Source organism: Christiangramia echinicola DSM 19838 (genome assembly GCF_000423065.1).
In the GTDB taxonomy this organism is placed as follows: Bacteria; Bacteroidota; Bacteroidia; order Flavobacteriales; family Flavobacteriaceae; genus Christiangramia; species Christiangramia echinicola.
The window spans coordinates 706,459-724,893 of sequence record NZ_AUHG01000010.1 but is presented as its reverse complement, the minus strand read 5'-3'; the positions used below and the strand labels follow the sequence as shown (position 1 = coordinate 724,893).

General features: G+C 39.0%; 19 protein-coding genes. 7 read left to right on the top strand and 12 right to left on the bottom strand.

Annotated elements, in window-relative coordinates:
* Nucleotides 1-46: 46 nt before the first annotated feature.
* From G530_RS17875 to G530_RS0103785, 6 genes are all read right to left on the bottom strand, one after another.
* Complete coding sequence (locus G530_RS17875) at nucleotides 47-1,276, bottom strand: glycoside hydrolase family 32 protein (RefSeq protein ID WP_276202544.1); 1,230 nt, start codon at nucleotides 1,274-1,276, stop codon at nucleotides 47-49.
* On the bottom strand, nucleotides 1,254-1,679 hold the full coding sequence (locus G530_RS17870) for a glycoside hydrolase family 32 protein (protein ID WP_276202543.1): 426 nt from the start codon (nucleotides 1,677-1,679) through the stop codon (nucleotides 1,254-1,256). The genes G530_RS17875 and G530_RS17870 overlap by 23 nt, the downstream gene beginning before the upstream one ends.
* 16 nt (nucleotides 1,680-1,695) lie before the next feature.
* Nucleotides 1,696-3,015 (bottom strand): sugar porter family MFS transporter, encoded by a 1,320-nt coding sequence (locus G530_RS0103800; protein ID WP_026933268.1) that lies wholly within the window; start codon nucleotides 3,013-3,015, stop codon nucleotides 1,696-1,698.
* 171 nt (nucleotides 3,016-3,186) lie between these two features.
* Entirely contained in the window at nucleotides 3,187-5,358 is a 2,172-nt protein-coding gene (locus tag G530_RS0103795) for a hypothetical protein (RefSeq protein ID WP_026933267.1), read from the bottom strand.
* A gap of 5 nt (nucleotides 5,359-5,363) precedes the next feature.
* Nucleotides 5,364-7,286, bottom strand: a complete 1,923-nt coding sequence (locus G530_RS0103790) for a transglutaminase-like domain-containing protein (protein ID WP_026933266.1) — start codon at nucleotides 7,284-7,286, stop codon at nucleotides 5,364-5,366.
* A gap of 514 nt (nucleotides 7,287-7,800) precedes the next feature.
* Nucleotides 7,801-9,555 carry an SLC13 family permease gene (locus G530_RS0103785; RefSeq protein WP_026933265.1) on the bottom strand — a complete coding sequence of 585 codons (1,755 nt, stop codon included), beginning with the start codon at nucleotides 9,553-9,555 and terminating at the stop codon, nucleotides 7,801-7,803.
* A 173-nt stretch (nucleotides 9,556-9,728) separates the two neighbouring features.
* On the opposite strand from G530_RS0103785, the gene G530_RS0103780 reads away from it, so the two are divergent.
* Nucleotides 9,729-10,214 (top strand): hypothetical protein, encoded by a 486-nt coding sequence (locus tag G530_RS0103780; RefSeq protein WP_026933264.1) that lies wholly within the window; start codon nucleotides 9,729-9,731, stop codon nucleotides 10,212-10,214.
* A 94-nt stretch (nucleotides 10,215-10,308) separates the two neighbouring features.
* Complete coding sequence (locus G530_RS0103775) at nucleotides 10,309-11,022, top strand: TerC family protein (RefSeq protein ID WP_026933263.1); 714 nt, start codon at nucleotides 10,309-10,311, stop codon at nucleotides 11,020-11,022.
* Here G530_RS0103775 and G530_RS0103770 read toward each other — a convergent pair whose 3' ends face one another.
* Genes G530_RS0103770 through gntA form a run of 3 tightly spaced genes read right to left on the bottom strand, consistent with a single transcriptional unit; the run spans nucleotide 11,023 to nucleotide 12,933 of the window.
* Nucleotides 11,023-11,601 (bottom strand): DUF1989 domain-containing protein, encoded by a 579-nt coding sequence (locus tag G530_RS0103770; RefSeq protein WP_026933262.1) that lies wholly within the window; start codon nucleotides 11,599-11,601, stop codon nucleotides 11,023-11,025.
* A 13-nt stretch (nucleotides 11,602-11,614) separates the two neighbouring features.
* Nucleotides 11,615-12,229 carry an FMN-binding negative transcriptional regulator gene (locus G530_RS0103765; protein WP_026933261.1) on the bottom strand — a complete coding sequence of 205 codons (615 nt, stop codon included), beginning with the start codon at nucleotides 12,227-12,229 and terminating at the stop codon, nucleotides 11,615-11,617.
* A 5-nt stretch (nucleotides 12,230-12,234) separates the two neighbouring features.
* The gene (gene gntA / locus G530_RS0103760; protein WP_035715751.1) at nucleotides 12,235-12,933 is read right to left on the bottom strand and encodes a guanitoxin biosynthesis heme-dependent pre-guanitoxin N-hydroxylase GntA; all 699 of its coding nucleotides are present in this window, start codon (nucleotides 12,931-12,933) and stop codon (nucleotides 12,235-12,237) included.
* Nucleotides 12,934-12,981: 48 nt separating this feature from the next.
* On the opposite strand from gntA, the gene G530_RS0103755 reads away from it, so the two are divergent.
* Nucleotides 12,982-13,410: a hypothetical protein gene (locus G530_RS0103755; RefSeq protein ID WP_026933259.1), complete on the top strand. Its 429-nt coding sequence runs from the start codon at nucleotides 12,982-12,984 to the stop codon at nucleotides 13,408-13,410.
* On the opposite strand, the gene G530_RS0103750 is transcribed toward G530_RS0103755, so the two are convergent.
* Nucleotides 13,407-13,676 carry a SemiSWEET family sugar transporter gene (locus G530_RS0103750; RefSeq protein ID WP_026933258.1) on the bottom strand — a complete coding sequence of 90 codons (270 nt, stop codon included), beginning with the start codon at nucleotides 13,674-13,676 and terminating at the stop codon, nucleotides 13,407-13,409. The genes G530_RS0103755 and G530_RS0103750 overlap by 4 nt on opposite strands.
* Nucleotides 13,677-13,681: 5 nt before the next feature.
* A complete protein-coding gene (locus tag G530_RS0103745; protein ID WP_026933257.1) occupies nucleotides 13,682-14,203 on the bottom strand; it encodes a DUF421 domain-containing protein in 522 nt (173 codons plus the stop codon).
* A 207-nt stretch (nucleotides 14,204-14,410) separates the two neighbouring features.
* On the opposite strand from G530_RS0103745, the gene G530_RS0103740 reads away from it, so the two are divergent.
* Both G530_RS0103740 and G530_RS0103735 read left to right on the top strand, forming a co-directional pair.
* On the top strand, nucleotides 14,411-15,124 hold the full coding sequence (locus G530_RS0103740) for a glycerophosphodiester phosphodiesterase (protein WP_026933256.1): 714 nt from the start codon (nucleotides 14,411-14,413) through the stop codon (nucleotides 15,122-15,124).
* A 60-nt stretch (nucleotides 15,125-15,184) separates the two neighbouring features.
* On the top strand, nucleotides 15,185-16,393 hold the full coding sequence (locus G530_RS0103735; RefSeq protein ID WP_035715747.1) for a BaiN/RdsA family NAD(P)/FAD-dependent oxidoreductase: 1,209 nt from the start codon (nucleotides 15,185-15,187) through the stop codon (nucleotides 16,391-16,393).
* Here G530_RS0103735 and G530_RS0103730 read toward each other — a convergent pair.
* Nucleotides 16,383-16,862 carry a TspO/MBR family protein gene (locus G530_RS0103730; protein ID WP_026933254.1) on the bottom strand — a complete coding sequence of 160 codons (480 nt, stop codon included), beginning with the start codon at nucleotides 16,860-16,862 and terminating at the stop codon, nucleotides 16,383-16,385. The two genes, G530_RS0103735 and G530_RS0103730, sit on opposite strands and share 11 nt — an antisense overlap.
* A 97-nt stretch (nucleotides 16,863-16,959) precedes the next feature.
* Here G530_RS0103730 and G530_RS0103725 point away from each other — a divergent pair, with 97 nt between their 5' ends.
* Both G530_RS0103725 and G530_RS0103720 read left to right on the top strand, forming a co-directional pair.
* The gene (locus tag G530_RS0103725; RefSeq protein WP_026933253.1) at nucleotides 16,960-18,048 is read left to right on the top strand and encodes a diphosphomevalonate decarboxylase; all 1,089 of its coding nucleotides are present in this window, start codon (nucleotides 16,960-16,962) and stop codon (nucleotides 18,046-18,048) included.
* Nucleotides 18,049-18,066: 18 nt separating this feature from the next.
* A complete protein-coding gene (locus tag G530_RS0103720; RefSeq protein WP_026933252.1) occupies nucleotides 18,067-18,417 on the top strand; it encodes a four helix bundle protein in 351 nt (116 codons plus the stop codon).
* Nucleotides 18,418-18,435 lie beyond the last annotated feature (18 nt).

The following is an 18,435-nucleotide window of genomic DNA, read 5'->3' as shown; positions in this document are numbered from 1 at the left end:
CATCTTTTTCTAGCTTAAAATCCTATTCTTATTCCTGGTGCTGTCCCTACATTTTCTCCTTTTCAGCTTCCTGTTGTTGCTTCGCTTTCTTGCCCGGAAATTCCAGCTCATAAGCCTGAAGTTCACTAACGGTAAATTCTTCCAGCCCTGCAAAACTAAACTCATCCCATGGATAATTAGGGAAAAAGATCTCTGTGATCACTGTTTTCCCATTGTCAAAGAACATCTCTATAGACGTCTTATCCAGGATAATGATCGCATTTAAGCTATCTGAATTGGAGATACGCGGTGCGGTAGCATTCTCTGTAGCGAATTTATCTGAAAATCCTGTTTGCCCGGCATGAGACCTGTTCATACTAAATTGTTTCTGGGCATGGTTATAGGAAATGATGTACTCCTCCCCTTCTGAATTCGCCAGCCTGAAATTATAGGTGGCATCCTTGAGATCTGAGATCGTAAATCGTATCTCGGCTCTAGCCAGGTCCAGATCTTCAGAAGTAAGCGCGATAGAATTTCCGTTTACATTGAGCTCCTTTTTTATATGATCTGTACTGCGATATTTCTGAAGTTCTTCTACCGGCTCTGAAGTTACCAGATAGCGGTCCTCATCCTTAACAAGTTTCAGCTCCCTGGCCACGGTCATGGAACTTCTCCACGTGGTGGTAGGCACTTTCTCTCCATAAAGCCAGTTAGACATCCAGCCCAGGAACAATTTTCTACCATCCTCATCAGGGATATTAGACCAGGTAACCCCGGCATAATTATCCCGGCCAAAGTCTATCCAGAATGGATGTTTCTCTTCCAGCGCTTGCATATTCTTATCAGGCGTAAAAGTGGAGCCGTCAAAATCACCCACAAAATACTGGGTCCCCGATCCACCATTATAACCACCGGGATTAAGACTTTGTATCAATACCCATTTGGTCTCATCACTACCTTCCACCTGCATCGGGAATATATCTGGACATTCCCAAACTCCGTCATGCGCACCCGTATTCTCTCCAAATTCTGAAAGTTTCTTCCATTCCTTAAGATCCTGTGAAGTATAAAACAGGGTTTTCTCACGGGTAGCCAGTGCCATTAACCATTGATCGTTTATATCGTCCCATACCACCTTGGGATCTCTAAAATCTATAAGTCCGGGATTAGGGATCACGGGATTGCCTTCAAATTTGGTCCAGGTCATCCCCTCGTCCAGACTATAAGCGATCGCCTGGGTTTGATGATCTTCCTTTCTTTCGGCAGCTTCTGCATCATGATATGTATAGATCGCCACCACCGGAGTCTTTCCTTCCTCGCCAAAACCGGAAGTATAATTTTTTTTCTACCACGGCGCTACCCGAGAAAATATATCCTTTTTCATCTGGATACAACGCGATGTCCTGCTCCTCCCAGGTGACCATATCCTTACTGGTAGCATGCCCCCAGTGCATTGGCCCCCATACATTATCGTCTGGGTAATACTGAAAATACAGATGGTAAGTGCCGTTTAAATAGAACATACCATTAGGATCGTTCATCCAGTTCGCTTTTGGCGTGAAATGAAAATTAGGCCGAAAATCCTCGTTCTTTTGCACCTCAGCTTTGGTAATATCTTCTTCTTTCTTTTTATCCTTTTTACAGGAAAGGCTAGCTGACACACATACAGCTAAGCATATAACACCGATGATTTTTTTCATATTGATCATTTTAAAACTACTTGATAATAGACAATTCCGCACTTAGTTCCTCCAGTGATTTCCCCTTGGTTTCTGGCATCATAAATATTACGAAAATCAGCTGTAATACCATCATAAAGGCGAAAAAAGCAAATACATATCCCGGGCCTATGGTGGTGAATAGATACGGAATGGTTGAAGGGATGATCGCCGCCAGCACCCAGTGCGTGGAAGATCCGAAAGCCTGTCCCGAAGCGCGTAATCTATTCGGGAATATTTCTGAAATAAAGACCCAGATCACCGCTCCCTGTCCTATGGCATGCGAGGCGATAAACAGGAATAGAAAGATAGGCACAGACATTCCACCCCAATTAAAGAAGAAAGCCGCCGCTACAAGTGATAATGAAATTATATAACCAATGGAACCGTAAAGCAGGAGTTGCTTTCTTCCCAGTTTGTCTATAAGAAAAACACCTAATAAGGTGAAAAGCAGGTTTACCACACCAATCCCGATGCTACTTAGTAAAGCGGTGCTTTCCCCAAGGCCGGCCGATTCAAATATCCGTGGCGCATAGTAAAGAAAAGCGTTGATCCCAGAAAGCTGGTTAAAGAAGGCGATCAAAAATGCCAGCATCAAAGGGAATCGATATTTTTTCATAAAGATGCTCTCCCCGAGAATTTCCTGCTCATCAAGCGCTTTTATTTCCTGAACTTTAGCTTTTGTATCTATTCCTGGATTGATGATAGCGAGCACTTTTTCGGCTTCCGCCAACCTGCCTTTAGAAACCAGCCAACGCGGACTCCTCGGAATAAAGAATACAAAAACTATATATAAAAATGCCGGAATAGCTTCCACCCCAACCATCCATCTCCAGGGTTCTGCCCCTGTATTTCGTAATAAGTAATTAGATAAAAATGCGATTAGGATCCCCAGCACGATATTGAACTGGTATAAAGAAACCAGTTTCCCCCGCTGATTCGCCGGGGCGATCTCAGACACAAATGCGGGTGCGGCGATAGTAGAAGCCCCAACTCCCAGCCCGCCCAGGAATCTGAATACTGCAAAGGTGATTGGATCGTTGGCAAAGGCAGAACCAATTGCCGAAACAAAATATAGAACTCCAATAATAAGCAGGGTGTTCTTTCTCCCGAACTTATTGGTGGGAATTCCGCCAAAAATGGCTCCCACCACAGTTCCCCAGAGCGCCATGGCCATAACTATTGAACCATGATAAGCATCTGAAGTTTGCCATAATGCCTGCAGTTGTTTATCTGCACCGGAGATCACCACAGTATCAAACCCAAAAAGAAAACCGGCCAGGGCAGCACTTATAGACCAGATAAGAATTTTGTTCATATTCTTCAGTTTAAATAGCTGGTCGTACGTGAAGTTTAGACCAAAATAATCTGGGTATGATCCCGGATTATTTATTTTCGAGATAGAATTTAAGAATATTTCATTAAAAGAAACACAAAATTAAAAACTATCCGCTGATATGGTGATATTTAAACTGAAATGTGGATCTCACTAAGTCTTCTTCAATAGTATTTTTTCATTGGTAAATTGATTCGCCTGGTTAAGAAATTCGATCATTTTTGGCCAGTTTTCATTTGGTTCAAAATTGTGCTTATATTCTTTAAAGGTTTCAATAATAAGGTTGCTTCCTTCCAGAGTTGCGGTACTTGTAAAGCCGCCGGTCTCATTCTCCACACTGGCATTTAGATTTTCGTATCCGCTAACAGAATAGCCTTCAGGAATTTCAAATACGATCTTACTCCGGTAAACGCGAGGATAATTCATATATATATTCTCCTTACGATCTTTTTCCTTTTCCTTGATCTCTACCTGGCCACCGATGAATTTCCCTATCTCCAGTATATAATTTGGTCCTGCCTTTTTCACAAATGCATTTGGAGCATCAAACTCTTCTTTATACTCGAAATATTGATCCTTCCCAAATCTTCCGGTTTTTTCAATATTGAACTTATAATTTTCAATTTCAGGAAGGTCTAAAGTTGCTGCGGCAGTATTCTCGAATTTCTCGGCTCTCCTTTTTTCGATCTTTTGAGCAAGGGCTTCCATTTCCTTGGCATAACGTTCCCGGTGTTTCTTCTTTTTCACATGCCCCAGGAAATTCTCGGTATCATAGCGTTCATAATCTTCATTTACAAAATCGGCATAATACATTCTCTCGTCCTGTTCAGCCACTTTTTGATGTCCCTTGAACTTATGAATGTTACTAAGATGTACGCCGTTAAAATCTTCATTGATATTTAAAGTTACTTCTGAATAATCTTCGTTATCATGGCTTTTCGAAACCGGGAGCTTTCCTTTCTTTATCTCCTTTAGTCTGCCTTTTTTATCCGGTTGCAAAAGATATACTTCGGTTCCTTCCATCCCTACCGGAAACAGATCTATATCGCCGTGTGAACTAAAAAATGAAGCATAGAGTACCGGCTCTGTATTAACCTTTAAAAAGAACTTTATATTCTCTTTCAGCAATATTTCTGAAAGCGTACCATCATATCGATTAGTTCCCAGAACTACTTCAAAATCTATATCTTCTTTCTTCAAAGCAGCCGCATATGATCTCACAAAAGATTGATCATCATCCAAAATCATAGGTATTCCATAAGGTGAAAAAGGATAATCGGCAATATTAGCTTCATCAACATAAGCCGCTTCCACATATTTAGTGAAAGTCGCATGTCTAAGATAATAATACATAGCTGCTGCCTTTTCACGGTCGGTCATAAAACTATTTTCCTTTAAAAATTCCTTTAAACCTCCATAATACGTACCCGGTTCGAGTCTATCTGAAAAGTAATCGAAAGCCATATCCATATCTACTTTTTCAAGTATGATATCTTCCTGTTCCGGAAGAAAGGCTTTCGCATGTTTTTCATACTTCCTGTTCGTTGCAAAATAAACATGGAACTTATAGGCCGGTTTTTCTGCCATAGGATAGAACCAGCGCGGGAAATCATAGGTAGGCAGATCTTTGGCCACCAGCTGATACTTTCTGAAATTTTTCTTCCCGGTGTCTACTTTTTCCAGTTCCGGTGCACCATTCAAAGAATTGAACTTGACGAAAAAATCATTTTCAGTTTCCAGGTAGAACTTATAATCTACAACGGGATATTCATCTGCCAGCACAACTTCTACCGCATCGAAATTAATGGAAGAATACCAGGTATAAGGTTTCTCGTGATATGAATAGTAATCAAGGATGTCCCCGACTTCCAGGTTAGAAATTGCTAACTTCTGAACGCCGTCTGTCACCACCAGCTCACCTTCCACATCTACTTCTCTTTCAGTCCCATCAGGTTTGATAATCTTAAGACCTACAAAACCACCTTCATCAAGATTCCATAGAGACCAGCCCTGCCTGGATCTAAGTTCAGTATTAAAAGTAAATTCTGAATATTGCTCAACAGCCGCCTTGTCCAGTAACTTGATACGTTCCCGGGTAGACCTGCCATAAGTGACATTCTTTAGAAATTTATGGTAGTCATGATTTACATTTTTGTAAAGGATCACCGCCGATTCATTTTTCCATTTATCCGGAACTTCGGTGACATTTTTGTAAGCATCATTCGCTCCCCAGAAAAACTCCCTTACTTCTTCTGCATCCTTTTTTTGGGCAAAGATGGCATTAGACAATACCAGAACGAAAACGGTTAGTAGCCTTGTATTCATAGTTATTAGCCTTTGGTTAAGATTATTTGTTCGCTATATACATTGTTCAGTTTTTCAATGAATCCGTTCCATTCAGCAAAATCTTTGGTTTCTACCTTCGCATTTTCGATCCTGAAATCCTTTTTATAAACTATTGCTCCTTCTTCCTGTTCAAACTTTACCGATAATTGAAAATCATCATTCTTTAGTGAAATGCTCTCCGGAATATGACTCACTTTGTAGCCATCGGGTATTTTCAGTTTAAAAGTGGAATGCAGATCTTTTTTAAAATTGAAAATAAAATCGGTCTCCCTTTCTTTCATATGATAATTCGCCAGTTCCTTATCTATATCCAGATCTATATAGATCTCATTATCAAATTCTGAAACGGCATTTTGTACCGTGATCTCATAATTCACATTTAAATCCAGATCCCGGTCTTCCAGGTTAGAAGTTTCAATAGAAGTGACATTGATGTTTCCATTTCCGTTAGATAAATAGTATTCCAGAAATTCATCTTTACGGTCATTCTTCAAAGAATGGAAATAGGACAGAAGGCTAGACCTGCTCTCTCCCTGGAAATTTTTACTCACTTCGCCTTGCAGACTTCCGCCGATAAGTTCTAGGTCATACTGAATTTCTTCAGCATTAAAATCTGCCTGCGATACCGGAATGTTTTCAAGGATAAATTGGTCGCCATTCTCTATTAGAACCTGCTTTCCCTGAATTCTATCAGCAAACTCTCCCATAGAATTGAAGTGCTCTGTACCATCTAGAAAAAGCGGTTTATCATTAAGATAGACCGTACAGATCATGTGATTATCTACAGAAAGATTTGGGGTGGAATAATCATAAGCGATACGCTTTGTACCAATCCAGGTCAACCTGGCATCAAAACCTGCTATTTGCAGCATTTGCTTGGTTAGATTCGCCATCCCTTTACAGTCTCCATAGCGCTTATTGTATACGTTTGAAGCTTCATCTGGTTTAAAACCGGCAATCCCATCTTCAAACGCGATATACCGGATATTATCCTGGATCCAGTAATAAATACTCCTGATCTTATCTTCGTCTGTAGCCGCATCCCGGGTTAATTGCTGAACCTTATCTATGATATCTGAATTATCATTTTCCAGTTCATCTACCAGTGATTTGTACCAGTTATATAGATCCTGTGTCGTCTTGAAAATTTTTTTCTCTTCACCATTATCTGTATATGACTGCGGCAGGATCATTATATGCGGATAGATATGACTTGGCCCAGGAGCATTTTCATCCTCGTGGTGCGCCTTTGCCATTTTCATTACGTATGTATGAATTTTAGTCCCGTTCTTACCTTCAATTACGGTTTTACTAATATCGTAGTTCTCAAAGTTCAATTCCCGAAGTTCAAGGTAAAGCCAGGAAGGGATCTCGATCTCGATCTTTCTTTGGGCCGCCGGATACTCTTCGATAAAATACATATTGGTGAAATACTTAATATCCCTGATCTCCTTTTCGATCTCTATATCGTAGGTAAATGCATTTACCGGAAAATCAAGATAAACGTGCTTAACCCGTACATCATTATGAAAAAGCTCATCACTTGTATAAGCCTCGTCTTTTATACGGTAATCTGTTCTTTTCTGATTCTTGCTCTCCACTTCGAATTTGGTGATCTCTGATTCCCCATCATAAAAGCTGGCATGATGAATATCTGCACGACTATCAAGGTTCAAAAGATAAATAGTGGTCTCCTGATTAACCGTTACCTTATCATTTCCCCTATCCAGATCAAAACTGATCCTGTCATAATTTTCAACATATGCGACTGATTCATCGGGAAAAAGTTCACTCAATTCTTTGGCAAGCTGTACATCTTCGGCAGGAGGGGTCTTATGTTTTTGAGCATAAATATCCCTGCTCCAAATGAGAGAAAGAGCGAAGAAGCTCCAAAAAAAGTATTTCATAGAAATGCTGGTTAGACAGCTAAAATATTTTATTATTTTCTAAAAATGAACGATTTAGTTTAAAATTTTTAGTTTTTATTAAGAATTATTCAATGGATTAAGAGTCTGGGTTAAAATTTCTTTCATTCTTATTAGCACCCTTGGTTGGGGAATTTGTTGTAATGCTAGTAAAACGAATTATTATGATTAACAATCTTAAAAATAGCTCATTAGTATGGTAGGTTGGCTTTAAAGGCTTGAAGGATAAATTATTTTAAAATAGACTTATCTATGAATCCATAATCTATCGTAAATAATATGGTTGATAAATTTAGTATAGGGCATGAATGCTTTTATCGGAAAATAATAATTATTTCCAAATTCCTGATTACTAGAATAAATCCTGATAATAAATGAATTTTCAATTATTAAAATTTAAAATATAGTCCTTCAGGATAGTTCACTGTTACCCATAAAATTTTTGAAGTCCCTCAAATTTTCGCGATCCTTAAGTTCCTTCATAGAAACGCATATATTATAAAGGCCAGAAAATTGGCACTAATATCATTATGATCACCAAAAGAATGATCGTTAGAGGAACACCCGCTTTTATAAAATCCATGAATTTATACTTCCCAGGCCCGTAAACCAGAATACAGGAAGGTTCAAAAGGGGTAATAAGGGAAACTGAGGCACCCAGCATAATGGCGATGGCAAAACTGCGGGGGTCTGCCTGTAATATTTCCGCAGCATCCATAGCCACCGGTAAGATTACCAGTGCTGCTGCAGCGTTAGACATGGGTTGAGTTAGCAGGATCACCAGGATAACGAAACCTGTGAGCACCCAGGTAGTTCCCAAACCGCCAAGTATACCTATGATACTATTAGCCAGGAATTCTGAAGCGCCGGAGTTATGCATGGCCGTACCAAATGCACTCATCCCTCCAATAAGAATAAGCAGTTTCCAGTTCATGGTCTCATAAGCCCGCTCTACACTCAATGCTCCCACGATCACCGTAACCAGCGCAGCCGTAAGAAAAGCGATAGAAAGCGGAACCCATTCCAGAGAACCCGCGATGATCGCCAGCAGAAAAATACCTGCCGCAAAGATCCCTTTTCTCTCCTTGAACATATTCACCCTGAAATCTCCCATCACCGAAAATTCTGTAGAATTCCTTATCGCATTGGTTGCCTCCTCGGTTCCCTGTACCAACAGAACGTCCCCTATTTTTAGATTAAGACTTCCAATTTTTTGAGATACCATGCCATTAAATCTATGGATAGCCAGAACGACGAGATCATAATTCTGCCGGAAACGTGTATCCTGAAGGCTTCGATTTAAAAGAGGTGATCCCGGGGTAATAAGCACTTCCATCAACCTTATCTTGTCGCTTTGTATTTCTTTGTTGGTAATGGTATCTGCATGCACCTCCAACCCGGTATATTCCTTGACCTTAATAAGGTCGTCTACTTTACATTCTACCAATAAAAGATCCTTTGCCTGCAGCTTGGTTAGATTACCTGGAATTATCTCTTCCTTATTCCTGATGATCTTAATGATCTTTACGTTCCATTTTGCGAGTTGAGATTTAAAGGCATATTCCCCGATAAGATTCGATTTTTCTGAAATTATAACTTCAGAGAGGTATTGTTTGATCTTATACTCTTCAATAAAAGCACCTTCTGCACGATCTGGAAGCAATCTTTTCCAGAAGATGAGCATAAAAATGATCCCAATTACAGATAGGATCAAACCAATCCAGAAGATCTCAAAAAAATGCAGAGGTTCTAAACCCACACTGGCAATATATCCGCTTACCGCGACATTTGTAGAAGTCCCAATAAGCGTGCAGGTGCCTCCCAGGATAGATGAATAGGCCACCGGGATAAGAACCTTGGAAGGACTTATCTTTAACTTTCTACTCATCCCTACCACAGGACCCGTAACCAGGGCAGTAACCGTAGTGTTATTCATGAATGCTGAAAATGAACCCGTAATGAGCATAGTATAGGCGATAAAAAGTGATCTACTCTTTATACCTTTTATAAGTTTCGAACCCAGTTTATCCAGTAAACCTGTTTCAGATAAAGCGCCAGATATTACAAATATGGAGGCCAGTATGATCATAAAATCACTACTAAAACCCGCAAAAGCTTCAGACGGAGTAAGAATTCCGGAGATACTAAGCACCACTAATAAACCTATGGTGATGATATCTACAGAAATTTTTTCGCTAGCAAAAAGAACTATGGCTATTACCAGCAAGCCTAAAACAAGCGCTATTTCCATAATTCATATAATCTTAGAAGTAAAATAAATATATACAATATACATTAATGAGATTCTTTTTTTTAAAAGATAAATAGTATCTTCATAAGCAACCTTAGATCAAACACTTACATAGATTAATTTCAAATAAAGGCAGTTGGTATTCTTAATGAATACTCATTACGCTATATTGGATGAAAAGGTTAATTCTTATTGCGGTTCTGCTGCTTCCCATTCATATTTTCTCACAGTCCTGGCTAACCCGCGAGGACACATACTGGTTTGCCGGTACAGGTGTAGACCTGCGTAATGCTACCATTGGCGGTACCGTGAATGATGCTTCTTATGACGGGACTTTTAGTATTGGATATAGAAATGTTGGGTTTAGTATCCTTGCCTATTATGAAACCTTTCAGGCGATAGAATATGAGTCTATGGGGATAAATCCCGGATTTGTACTTAGACCGGGTAAAAGATTAATTCCCGCCGGGGATATTTCACTTTCCTTCATCAGGAGACCGTGGAAAACTTATCCTTCGCTGGCATTCAATGCAAGATTAGAATATCATTTCGACCGGTTCTTTGTTTATTTGCGCGGGGAAAACCGCTGGCGCACAGATTATGATTTTTACCAGATATCTGTCTATGGAGGCATCTGCATAAAATTCGGATTTGATTAAATTTTCTTCAATTTCTCAACCTTCTCTTTGTATTAAATTTAACTAGAAGCAAACAATTTTTCTATAATTTTGATCCTTTGCCAAGCTCTTTATTATGGAATTATTTTTACAGCCCGATACCTGGGTCGCCTTGTTGACTTTAACATTTCTGGAAATAGTCCTGGGAATAGACAACATTATTTTTATTTCCCTGGTGGCCGGGAGAGTTCCTGAAGAAAATCAGAAAAGAGCACGTCTGGGAGGATTGACCATTGCATTGGTCATGAGAGTTCTATTATTGCTTAGTATCGCCTGGATCATTGGCCTGAAAGAACCTATTATCACTTTGCTGGATTTTGAGCTTAGCTGGCGGGATATTATTCTTATCGCCGGTGGTGTCTTTCTCCTGGTAAAAAGTACTTTGGAAATTCATCATAAAGTTGAAGGTCAGGAAGGTGATGCTGAAAATGGCAAAAAGTCTAAAACTATTAGTTTTACAAAGGCAATTATTCAGATCGTTTTACTGGATCTGGTTTTCTCTTTTGATTCAATTTTAACAGCTGTAGGACTTACAGATGAGATCATTCTAATGATTATCGCTGTGGTAATTGCAATAATTGTCATGATGATCTTTGCTAAACCAGTAGGAGAATTCGTGAACAAGCATCCTACCATACAGATCCTGGCCCTTTCATTTTTGATACTTATAGGCGTTATGCTTATCGTTGAAGGCGCACATTATCATGTACCAAAAGGATATATCTATTTCGCGGTATTCTTCTCTTTAGCTATAGAAATGCTGAATATGAGGTACCGGAAGAAAAATTGATCAATCTAATATCTCATAGTGAATTGGTTTAAAACTTCCTCCGTTGCTATCTTCAGCGGAACAGGCCGTTAGACCAACGATAAGATCCATTTTCGCTTTAAAAATTACATGATCTCCTGCTTTGCTCATTGGTGGATCTACACTTAATTTTCCGTCTGGCTGGAATTGTACATTCATGAATATATTGAAGGCCGTTGGGATATCGTCTGGCTCTATATCGAATTTCGCCAGATTCGTATACAGGTTTTCAAAACAACTGGGATGGTAATCTGAATTCCCGTACATGATCTTAAAGGTTTCCGGACTACATGGTGCCAGCAGAAAATCATTCCTGCCATTGGTATCTTCCAGAATCTCCATCATTTTGTTACTGCGGTTGCTCCATAGATGATCACCCCTGGTAATAAGAATATTCTCTTCAAAATCCAGGGTCTTCCCGCTGGAGATCTTTTCCCGGGTATCTTCGGCATTGAAAAGTACCATATCACTCACCTGTTCGCCCTGAGGATCTATTACTTTTAACTTCTGCCCATTCTTTAATTTGAAGGCAGCTCCGCTCTGCTTTTCTATAACGTTCATCTACTATCTATTCTTAAATTTTATGTTCCTTTTTAATATCATGTGCCAGCTTCTGCTTTATACAATCCCCTGAATTTTCAAGTTTATCTGTAACTGTTTTCACATCCTGTTCCGGATGCTCCTGATGCAGCTTGGCCACACCTTCAACCTGAAAAGGTTCCAGCCAGAAGCCGGTAATTAATGGTAAATGCTCATCAACCATTTTTTTCGGGATTTCTTTGTAATAAAGTGGTTCCTGCTGATCCTTTTCAAAATATTTAACCAGTTTCTCTAGCGATATTTCCAGTTCTTCACGAGTTTGCACCCTTACCTTTGCGTTTACATGCACCGCCGAATAATCCCAGGTGCTAATATCTTTTTCCCTGTACCAGGAGGAGGAAACATAACTATGTGCCCCGTGAAAAATAATTAGAGCTTCTGCTCCATCTTTTATTAATTCAGCCTGTTCATTATGGTTCGCTAGATGTGTATAAAGGATCCATTCTTTCTCATCTCCCTTGATTAGAACAGGTAGATGCGTTGCCAGTAATCTTTCACCGTTCATCACTACGGTTGCAAAGGGATTTTCCTCAATAAATGATAAGATGAACTTCTTATCGTCTTTTATATATTTCCTGGGTCTGTACATTCAATTTAATTAGGGTTATGAAAAGGGCATTTCCACTCTTTTTCTACATTTCGCCCACTATATTGTCTTGCTTCACTGCTTGCTCCAAAATCTTGCAGTACAGGATTAATTGATCCCTGTAATTCTTTATCCCGATCTCGAATTCTATTTCGCACAGTTTCATAGCTTCCCATCTCACGCAGTTTTTCAAATTGCCAGTGTAAATTAAAAGCTATAGCAGTGTAGGGGCTTTGCCTGGCCTTTCTTGAAGCTCCGGCATGCATACCTACAATATAAAAAGCTTTCCCGGCGATACTAAAGCTAAAATGTTCACTTTCTGGATCTGGACTCACCTCGGGATCCCACGCTACCTCATCCACTTTATGCAAATTTTCCAGTTGCTTCCACAAAATTTTTTCAAAACCAATTTCGGAATATTCAGGGGAATCTGGAAATACAGCTAAAAAAGTTTTAAAATCATTAGATTCAAAATCGTAGGATGCAATATAATCCTGCAGATCACTGATGATCTTTTTTGCGGTTGCCTCAGAGCCTAGATCATTATATGACTTCAACTCTACCTGATCCATGCTAAATACCGTTTTAGCCATGATGCAGGGATGATCTTCATTTAAAATAAACTTTTCAAAATCTTTCCTGATTTTAGCATTCTTCGTAACGCCCTGCCTGCTTGCCTTTTTGGCGTCTTTAAATTTCACTTTCATAATAATTGATTTTTTCAGTACTTTAGACTTTACTTCTATACTTGTTAAATGGAACTACTTAAGGTTATTTTCGCCGCAATTCTGGGCACTATTCTTATGACGGCTTTCAGTTATATCGTTTCAAGAGTTAGATCCCAGCAGTTCAGAGAACCAAAGCTCTTGAATATGATCCTTCGCAGGTCTACCTACGAAATGAACCCTTCAAATAATTCGATTCTAGGCTGGGTTGTGCATTTCTCCATTGGCGTAATACTTATGACCTTATTTTATATTTTCCATATCACGTTCTCCTTTAATATTTCGCTTACTTCTATTCTTATATATGGAATTTCTGCAGGTATACTTTCTATTATTTGCTGGCACCTAATGTTCATGCTTACTCCTAATTCTCCAGATATCGCCCTTAAAGAATATTATATTCAACTACTCTTCGCACACATGCTATTCGCCCTTGGTGCATTCATTTTAATTTATTAGTTTTTTGTCCTGTATTTCAGCATTAAATACATCATGAATGAATTTAATCCCAGGGAAACCCCATTCGTAGCAATAATGGGCAAGTCATTTTGAGTAATGCCGTAAACCACCCATAAAAAGACACCTATTAATAAAATAGTGAACATAAAAGGTGATACATCTTTCACTTTTTTAGTTTTCCATGATTTAATGATTTGTGGAATTACCGCAATGGTAGTACAAATCCCAGCTATTAAACCTATTATTTGCTCCCATCCAAACTCCATATCACTTAACGATCTACATCTTCCATTAACCAGTTTTCCAGTTCTTCGTTTTCATCTTCGGTATGCATTACAGATATATCTCCCGTAGCTTCAAATATCACTGCCCTTACTTCCTTTAGCCTGATAACGTTCGCTTCCCGCAATTTAGAGCGTAAGTCTTCTTCGCTAACCCTGGCTTTTTTAAGGTTTTCATGAAGAATTTTTCTACCATCCATGAGTAATAATGGCGAGTTATCTACCACTTTCTTTACCACCTTATACCGGCGTAGTAAGGCAACACTAATTTGTAGAATATAAACTGCACCAAGACCAATAATTCCATTCCATAAACTCACGCTTTTAGACAGCACGGTTGTAGCTATCATAGAACCCACAGCTACCGTCATGGCAAAATCAAAACTAGACATCTTTGAGAAACTTCTTTTACCCGCGATTCGGGTGAAAATTATTACCGCTAAATAGATTCCTGTAGCAGTAATAATTATTGCCAATAGATCTAATTCTTTAAACTGAAACCATTTCTCCATTCCTAATGAATTTTAAGATGATTGATTTTAATAGAAATAAACCAATAATTATACTGTTTCATAGTTTTTAGGTTGATTAGAATTCTAATTTACGACTCTGTGTATTTAAATAAATGTTAAGCATTCATAATCCTTTGTCAATATTGCGTTTATAGATTGATTGCGTTAATAAAACAGATCAATTGAATTAATTATATAAATTTGAACATGAGCGATTTTTTAAAAATTGGGCATAGGGGAGCAAAAGGACATCTAGCCGAGAATACCCTGGAAAGTATTCAGAAAGCTTTAGAAATTGGTGTGGATGCTATAGAAGTTGATGTACATAAATGTGCCAGCGGCGAACTGTGGGTTATTCATGATTTCACGTTAGACAGGACTACCGATGGCAGTGGCGAAATAGCAAAAAGAACGGCTGAGGTATTAAGCAAACTTAAAGTGGAAGGTTACTTCAAAATCCCTTTACTCACAGAAGTTCTGGATCTTATTGAAGGTAAGTGCATGATCAATATAGAACTGAAAGGTTTAAATACGGCAGCGCCGGTTAGCAAGATCATCAAACAGAGAATAGAAAGTGGAAAATGGACCTATTCAGATTTCATCGTTTCCAGTTTTCAAAAAAATGAACTATTTGAGACCCGAAGTTTAGATTCCGAAGTCCCTATTGCTGTACTGAGCAAAGCCAGTATACCTGAAGCTATTGAAATTGGTAAAAGACTCAATGCTGTGGCAATCCACCCTTCATTGGGAATTATCACCCGGGACAATACCAAATTAAGCCAGGATAACGGATTTAAGGTAAATGTCTGGACAGTTAATGAACGTGAGGATATTAGGCGAATGATAGATTTTGGTGTAGACGGGATTATTTCTGACTACCCAAACAGACTGCATAATCCTATCCTGAACCTTAAGCCTTAAACTAATTTTCTTCAGCCCATAATATCTACCTATTTTTGCTTTTCAATAAATAAGCAGGATTTGGATTTTTATGATATTATAATAGTTGGTGGCGGCGCTGCAGGATTTTTTACAGCCATTAATGCTGCTGAAAATAATCCAGATCTAAAGATCCTTATTCTTGAACGCGGGAAAGAAGTGCTTACTAAAGTCCGTGTTTCTGGTGGTGGTCGCTGCAATGTCACTCACGCCGAGTTTATTCCTGCGGAACTGGTTAAAAAATATCCTCGAGGAGAGAAGGAACTACGTGGTCCATTTCATAAGTTCATGACCGGTGATACCATTGCCTGGTTCGGAGAGCGAGGCATAGAGTTGAAAACCGAAGAAGACGGGAGAATGTTCCCTGTAACCGATAGCTCCCATACCATCATCGATTGCTTTACCCGGGAATGTAAAAGACTGAATATTAAAGTTCAGACAGGTCATAGTTTAAAGAAATTCAAAAGGCCTGACGATTTATGGGTTTTAGAGACAAATTCAGGAAGCTTCCAGGCCAGGAATTTAATGCTGGCTACCGGCAGCAATACCAAAATATGGAACCTGCTGGAAAAAATGGGACACTCCATAGTGCCGGCAGTACCATCCCTTTTCACTTTCAACATTAAAGATGAAAGGATTAAAGACCTTGCTGGGATCGCTTCAGATGCCGAAGTAAAGATCTTAAATGAAAACCTGGAGAGTTCCGGCCCTTTATTGATCACTCATTGGGGAATGAGCGGCCCGGCAATATTAAAATTATCAGCCTGGGGAGCACGAGAGTTAAATGAACTCAATTATAATTTTAAGATAGGTGTTAACTGGCTACCCGGCTATTCAGAGATGGAGATCCTGGAAGTTTTAAAGGAGATGAAATTCTCAAATTCTAAACAGTTAGTTGCAAAAAGAGCACAATTAGACCTGCCAAAACGACTATGGCAAAGTAATGTTTCAGCGTCAAAAATAAAACCCGATTCTAAATGGGCCGATCTTAATAAAGAACAGTTAATACAATTATCACAACAATTAACTTCCGCAGTTTTTGAAATAAAAGGAAAAAGCACTTTTAAAGAAGAATTTGTAACAGCTGGCGGGATTGATCTCAAAGAAGTGGATTTTAAAACCTTTGAAAGCAAGCTTCATAAGAACCTTTATTTTGCCGGAGAGATCCTGGATATAGATGCGATCACCGGGGGATTTAATTTTCAGAATGCCTGGACGGGTGGCTTCTTAGCAGCAAAAGCTATGAGTTAAGCCTCCAGATCTCAAAATTTAGAGCGATGGCGAATAGAACCCAGACCGCATATGGAACCAGCAGATAAGCTGCAGTATTGCTCACGATCCTGAACCACCTGATTGTAAATAGAATCACGATAAATAAAACCAACAGGTCCAGCAAAGCGATCATAGGCTGTTCCAGGGCGAAAAAAAGCAGGAACCAGAATCCGTTTAGAAAAAGTTGAAATCCAAAATGATATAAAGCGGTTTTAACCCATTTATGGTAAAAACCTTTGCTCCAGACAATTCCTGCAGCAACCCCCATTAATACATACATCAGGATCCAGATAAAACTAAATAGATCTTCTTCAATATGAAACCAGGGCTTTTGGAGGTTTGGATACCAGTTGGCAATACCGGTTTGTGTAGCTACTGTTCCCATAAAACCGAAAATGAGACAGATGACCACTGCAAAAGAACTCCTTATGAATAATTTACTAGTCATAACTGGCCGGTTGAATTCACTAAAATAGGAATTTATTTAGATTGTTTGGGCAGGAATCCTTTCTATAAAAGTTTAACTTTGGCAAAAATTTTCGAGGATGACCCAAAAGGATTTAATCCCTAAACAAGAGCCTAAAAAAATAAAGTCAGGTGAAGTAACCTGGCAGTCACCCAGCAATATAGCTTTAGTTAAATACTGGGGTAAAAAGGAAAATCAAATTCCGGCAAATCCATCTATCAGTTTTACTCTGGGTAATTGCCGGAGTACCACTACCCTGAAATTTACTGAAAAAGAAACATCAGATAATACCTTTGAATTCGACTTCTTTTTTGAAGGACAACCTAAGGAGGATTTTAAGCCTAAGATCCAGAAATTCTTCCAGAGAATCGAGGAATACTGTCCATATTTAAAAGATTATAAATTTGAGATCCATAGCGAGAATTCATTTCCGCATAGTAGCGGGATTGCTTCTTCTGCCAGTGGAATGAGTGCCATTGCCGTTTGTCTTATGGACCTGGAAAGACAATTGTTCCCGGAGATCGAAGAAGAATATTTTATTCAGAAATCTTCATTTCTGGCCAGACTTGGTTCTGGTAGTGCTTCCAGAAGCCTGGAAGGCGGACTGGTAGTTTGGGGAGAACATAAAAATATCGAAGGCTCTTCAGATGAATATGGAGTGAAGTTCCCATACGATGTTCATGAAATATTCAAGACTTACAAGGATACCATTCTGCTGGTTGATAAGGGGGAAAAACAGGTAAGCAGTACTGTTGGGCATGACCTAATGCATGGACATCCATTTGCTGAAAACCGTTTTGCCCAGGCGCATGATAACCTTGATAAATTGATTTCAGTTCTAAAATCTGGCAACACTCAGGATTTCATTAAGATCGTGGAAAGCGAAGCTTTGACGCTACACGCGATGATGATGAGTAGCCTGCCTTATTTTATCCTGATGAAACCAAATACTCTGGAGATCATCAATAAAATATGGGAGTACAGAGAAAAAACTGAAATTCCGGTTTGTTTCACGCTAGATGCAGGTGCAAACGTGCATGTATTATACCCTGAGATTCACGAATCTAAAATTTTAGAATTCATTAATAATGAGTTAGTTGTATATTGTCAAAACGGGCATTATATTTGCGACCAGGTTGGCATTGGAGCTACAAAAATTGACAATTGAAAATGCATAATTGACAATATGAAGGAGAATATAATAAGAACTAAGAGATTCAACTTCTCCGTAAAAATTGTTAAGCTTTACAAATCGATTGTTGCCGAAAAGAAAGAGTTTGTACTTTCGCGCCAATTAATACGTTCCGGAACTTCTATAGGTGCCATGGTCAGGGAGTCTGAGCAGGCTGAGAGCAGAGCAGATTTTATTCATAAACTCTCAATAGCGCTTAAGGAAGCTAATGAAACTGACTATTGGTTAGACCTTTTAAAAGAATCTGACTATATTAGTGATCTGGAATACAATGAAGTGAAAGAAGACATAGGTGAAATTTTAAAATTGCTGACGAAGATTATTAAGACCTCAAAATCCCAATAATTGTCAATTTTCAATTAT

Excerpts from the sequence above, each read along its gene's own strand:
- G530_RS0103730 (WP_026933254.1), bottom strand. The coding sequence starts at position 16,862 with ATGACTAGTAAATTATTCATAAGGAGTTCTTTTGCAGTGGTCATCTGT.
- G530_RS0103745 (WP_026933257.1), bottom strand. The coding sequence starts at position 14,203 with ATGGAGAAATGGTTTCAGTTTAAAGAATTAGATCTATTGGCAATAATT.
- G530_RS0103785 (WP_026933265.1), bottom strand. The coding sequence starts at position 9,555 with ATGGAAATAGCGCTTGTTTTAGGCTTGCTGGTAATAGCCATAGTTCTT.
- G530_RS0103790 (WP_026933266.1), bottom strand. The coding sequence starts at position 7,286 with ATGAAATACTTTTTTTGGAGCTTCTTCGCTCTTTCTCTCATTTGGAGC.
- G530_RS0103755 (WP_026933259.1), top strand. The coding sequence starts at position 12,982 with ATGGAACTACTTAAGGTTATTTTCGCCGCAATTCTGGGCACTATTCTT.
- G530_RS17870 (WP_276202543.1), bottom strand. The coding sequence starts at position 1,679 with ATGAAAAAAATCATCGGTGTTATATGCTTAGCTGTATGTGTGTCAGCT.
- G530_RS0103725 (WP_026933253.1), top strand. The coding sequence starts at position 16,960 with ATGACCCAAAAGGATTTAATCCCTAAACAAGAGCCTAAAAAAATAAAG.
- G530_RS0103800 (WP_026933268.1), bottom strand. The coding sequence starts at position 3,015 with ATGAACAAAATTCTTATCTGGTCTATAAGTGCTGCCCTGGCCGGTTTT.
- G530_RS0103775 (WP_026933263.1), top strand. The coding sequence starts at position 10,309 with ATGGAATTATTTTTACAGCCCGATACCTGGGTCGCCTTGTTGACTTTA.
- G530_RS0103780 (WP_026933264.1), top strand. The coding sequence starts at position 9,729 with ATGAAAAGGTTAATTCTTATTGCGGTTCTGCTGCTTCCCATTCATATT.
- G530_RS0103765 (WP_026933261.1), bottom strand. The coding sequence starts at position 12,229 with ATGTACAGACCCAGGAAATATATAAAAGACGATAAGAAGTTCATCTTA.
- G530_RS0103750 (WP_026933258.1), bottom strand. The coding sequence starts at position 13,676 with ATGGAGTTTGGATGGGAGCAAATAATAGGTTTAATAGCTGGGATTTGT.
- G530_RS0103770 (WP_026933262.1), bottom strand. The coding sequence starts at position 11,601 with ATGAACGTTATAGAAAAGCAGAGCGGAGCTGCCTTCAAATTAAAGAAT.
- G530_RS0103795 (WP_026933267.1), bottom strand. The coding sequence starts at position 5,358 with ATGAATACAAGGCTACTAACCGTTTTCGTTCTGGTATTGTCTAATGCC.
- G530_RS0103740 (WP_026933256.1), top strand. The coding sequence starts at position 14,411 with ATGAGCGATTTTTTAAAAATTGGGCATAGGGGAGCAAAAGGACATCTA.
- G530_RS0103720 (WP_026933252.1), top strand. The coding sequence starts at position 18,067 with ATGAAGGAGAATATAATAAGAACTAAGAGATTCAACTTCTCCGTAAAA.
- gntA (WP_035715751.1), bottom strand. The coding sequence starts at position 12,933 with ATGAAAGTGAAATTTAAAGACGCCAAAAAGGCAAGCAGGCAGGGCGTT.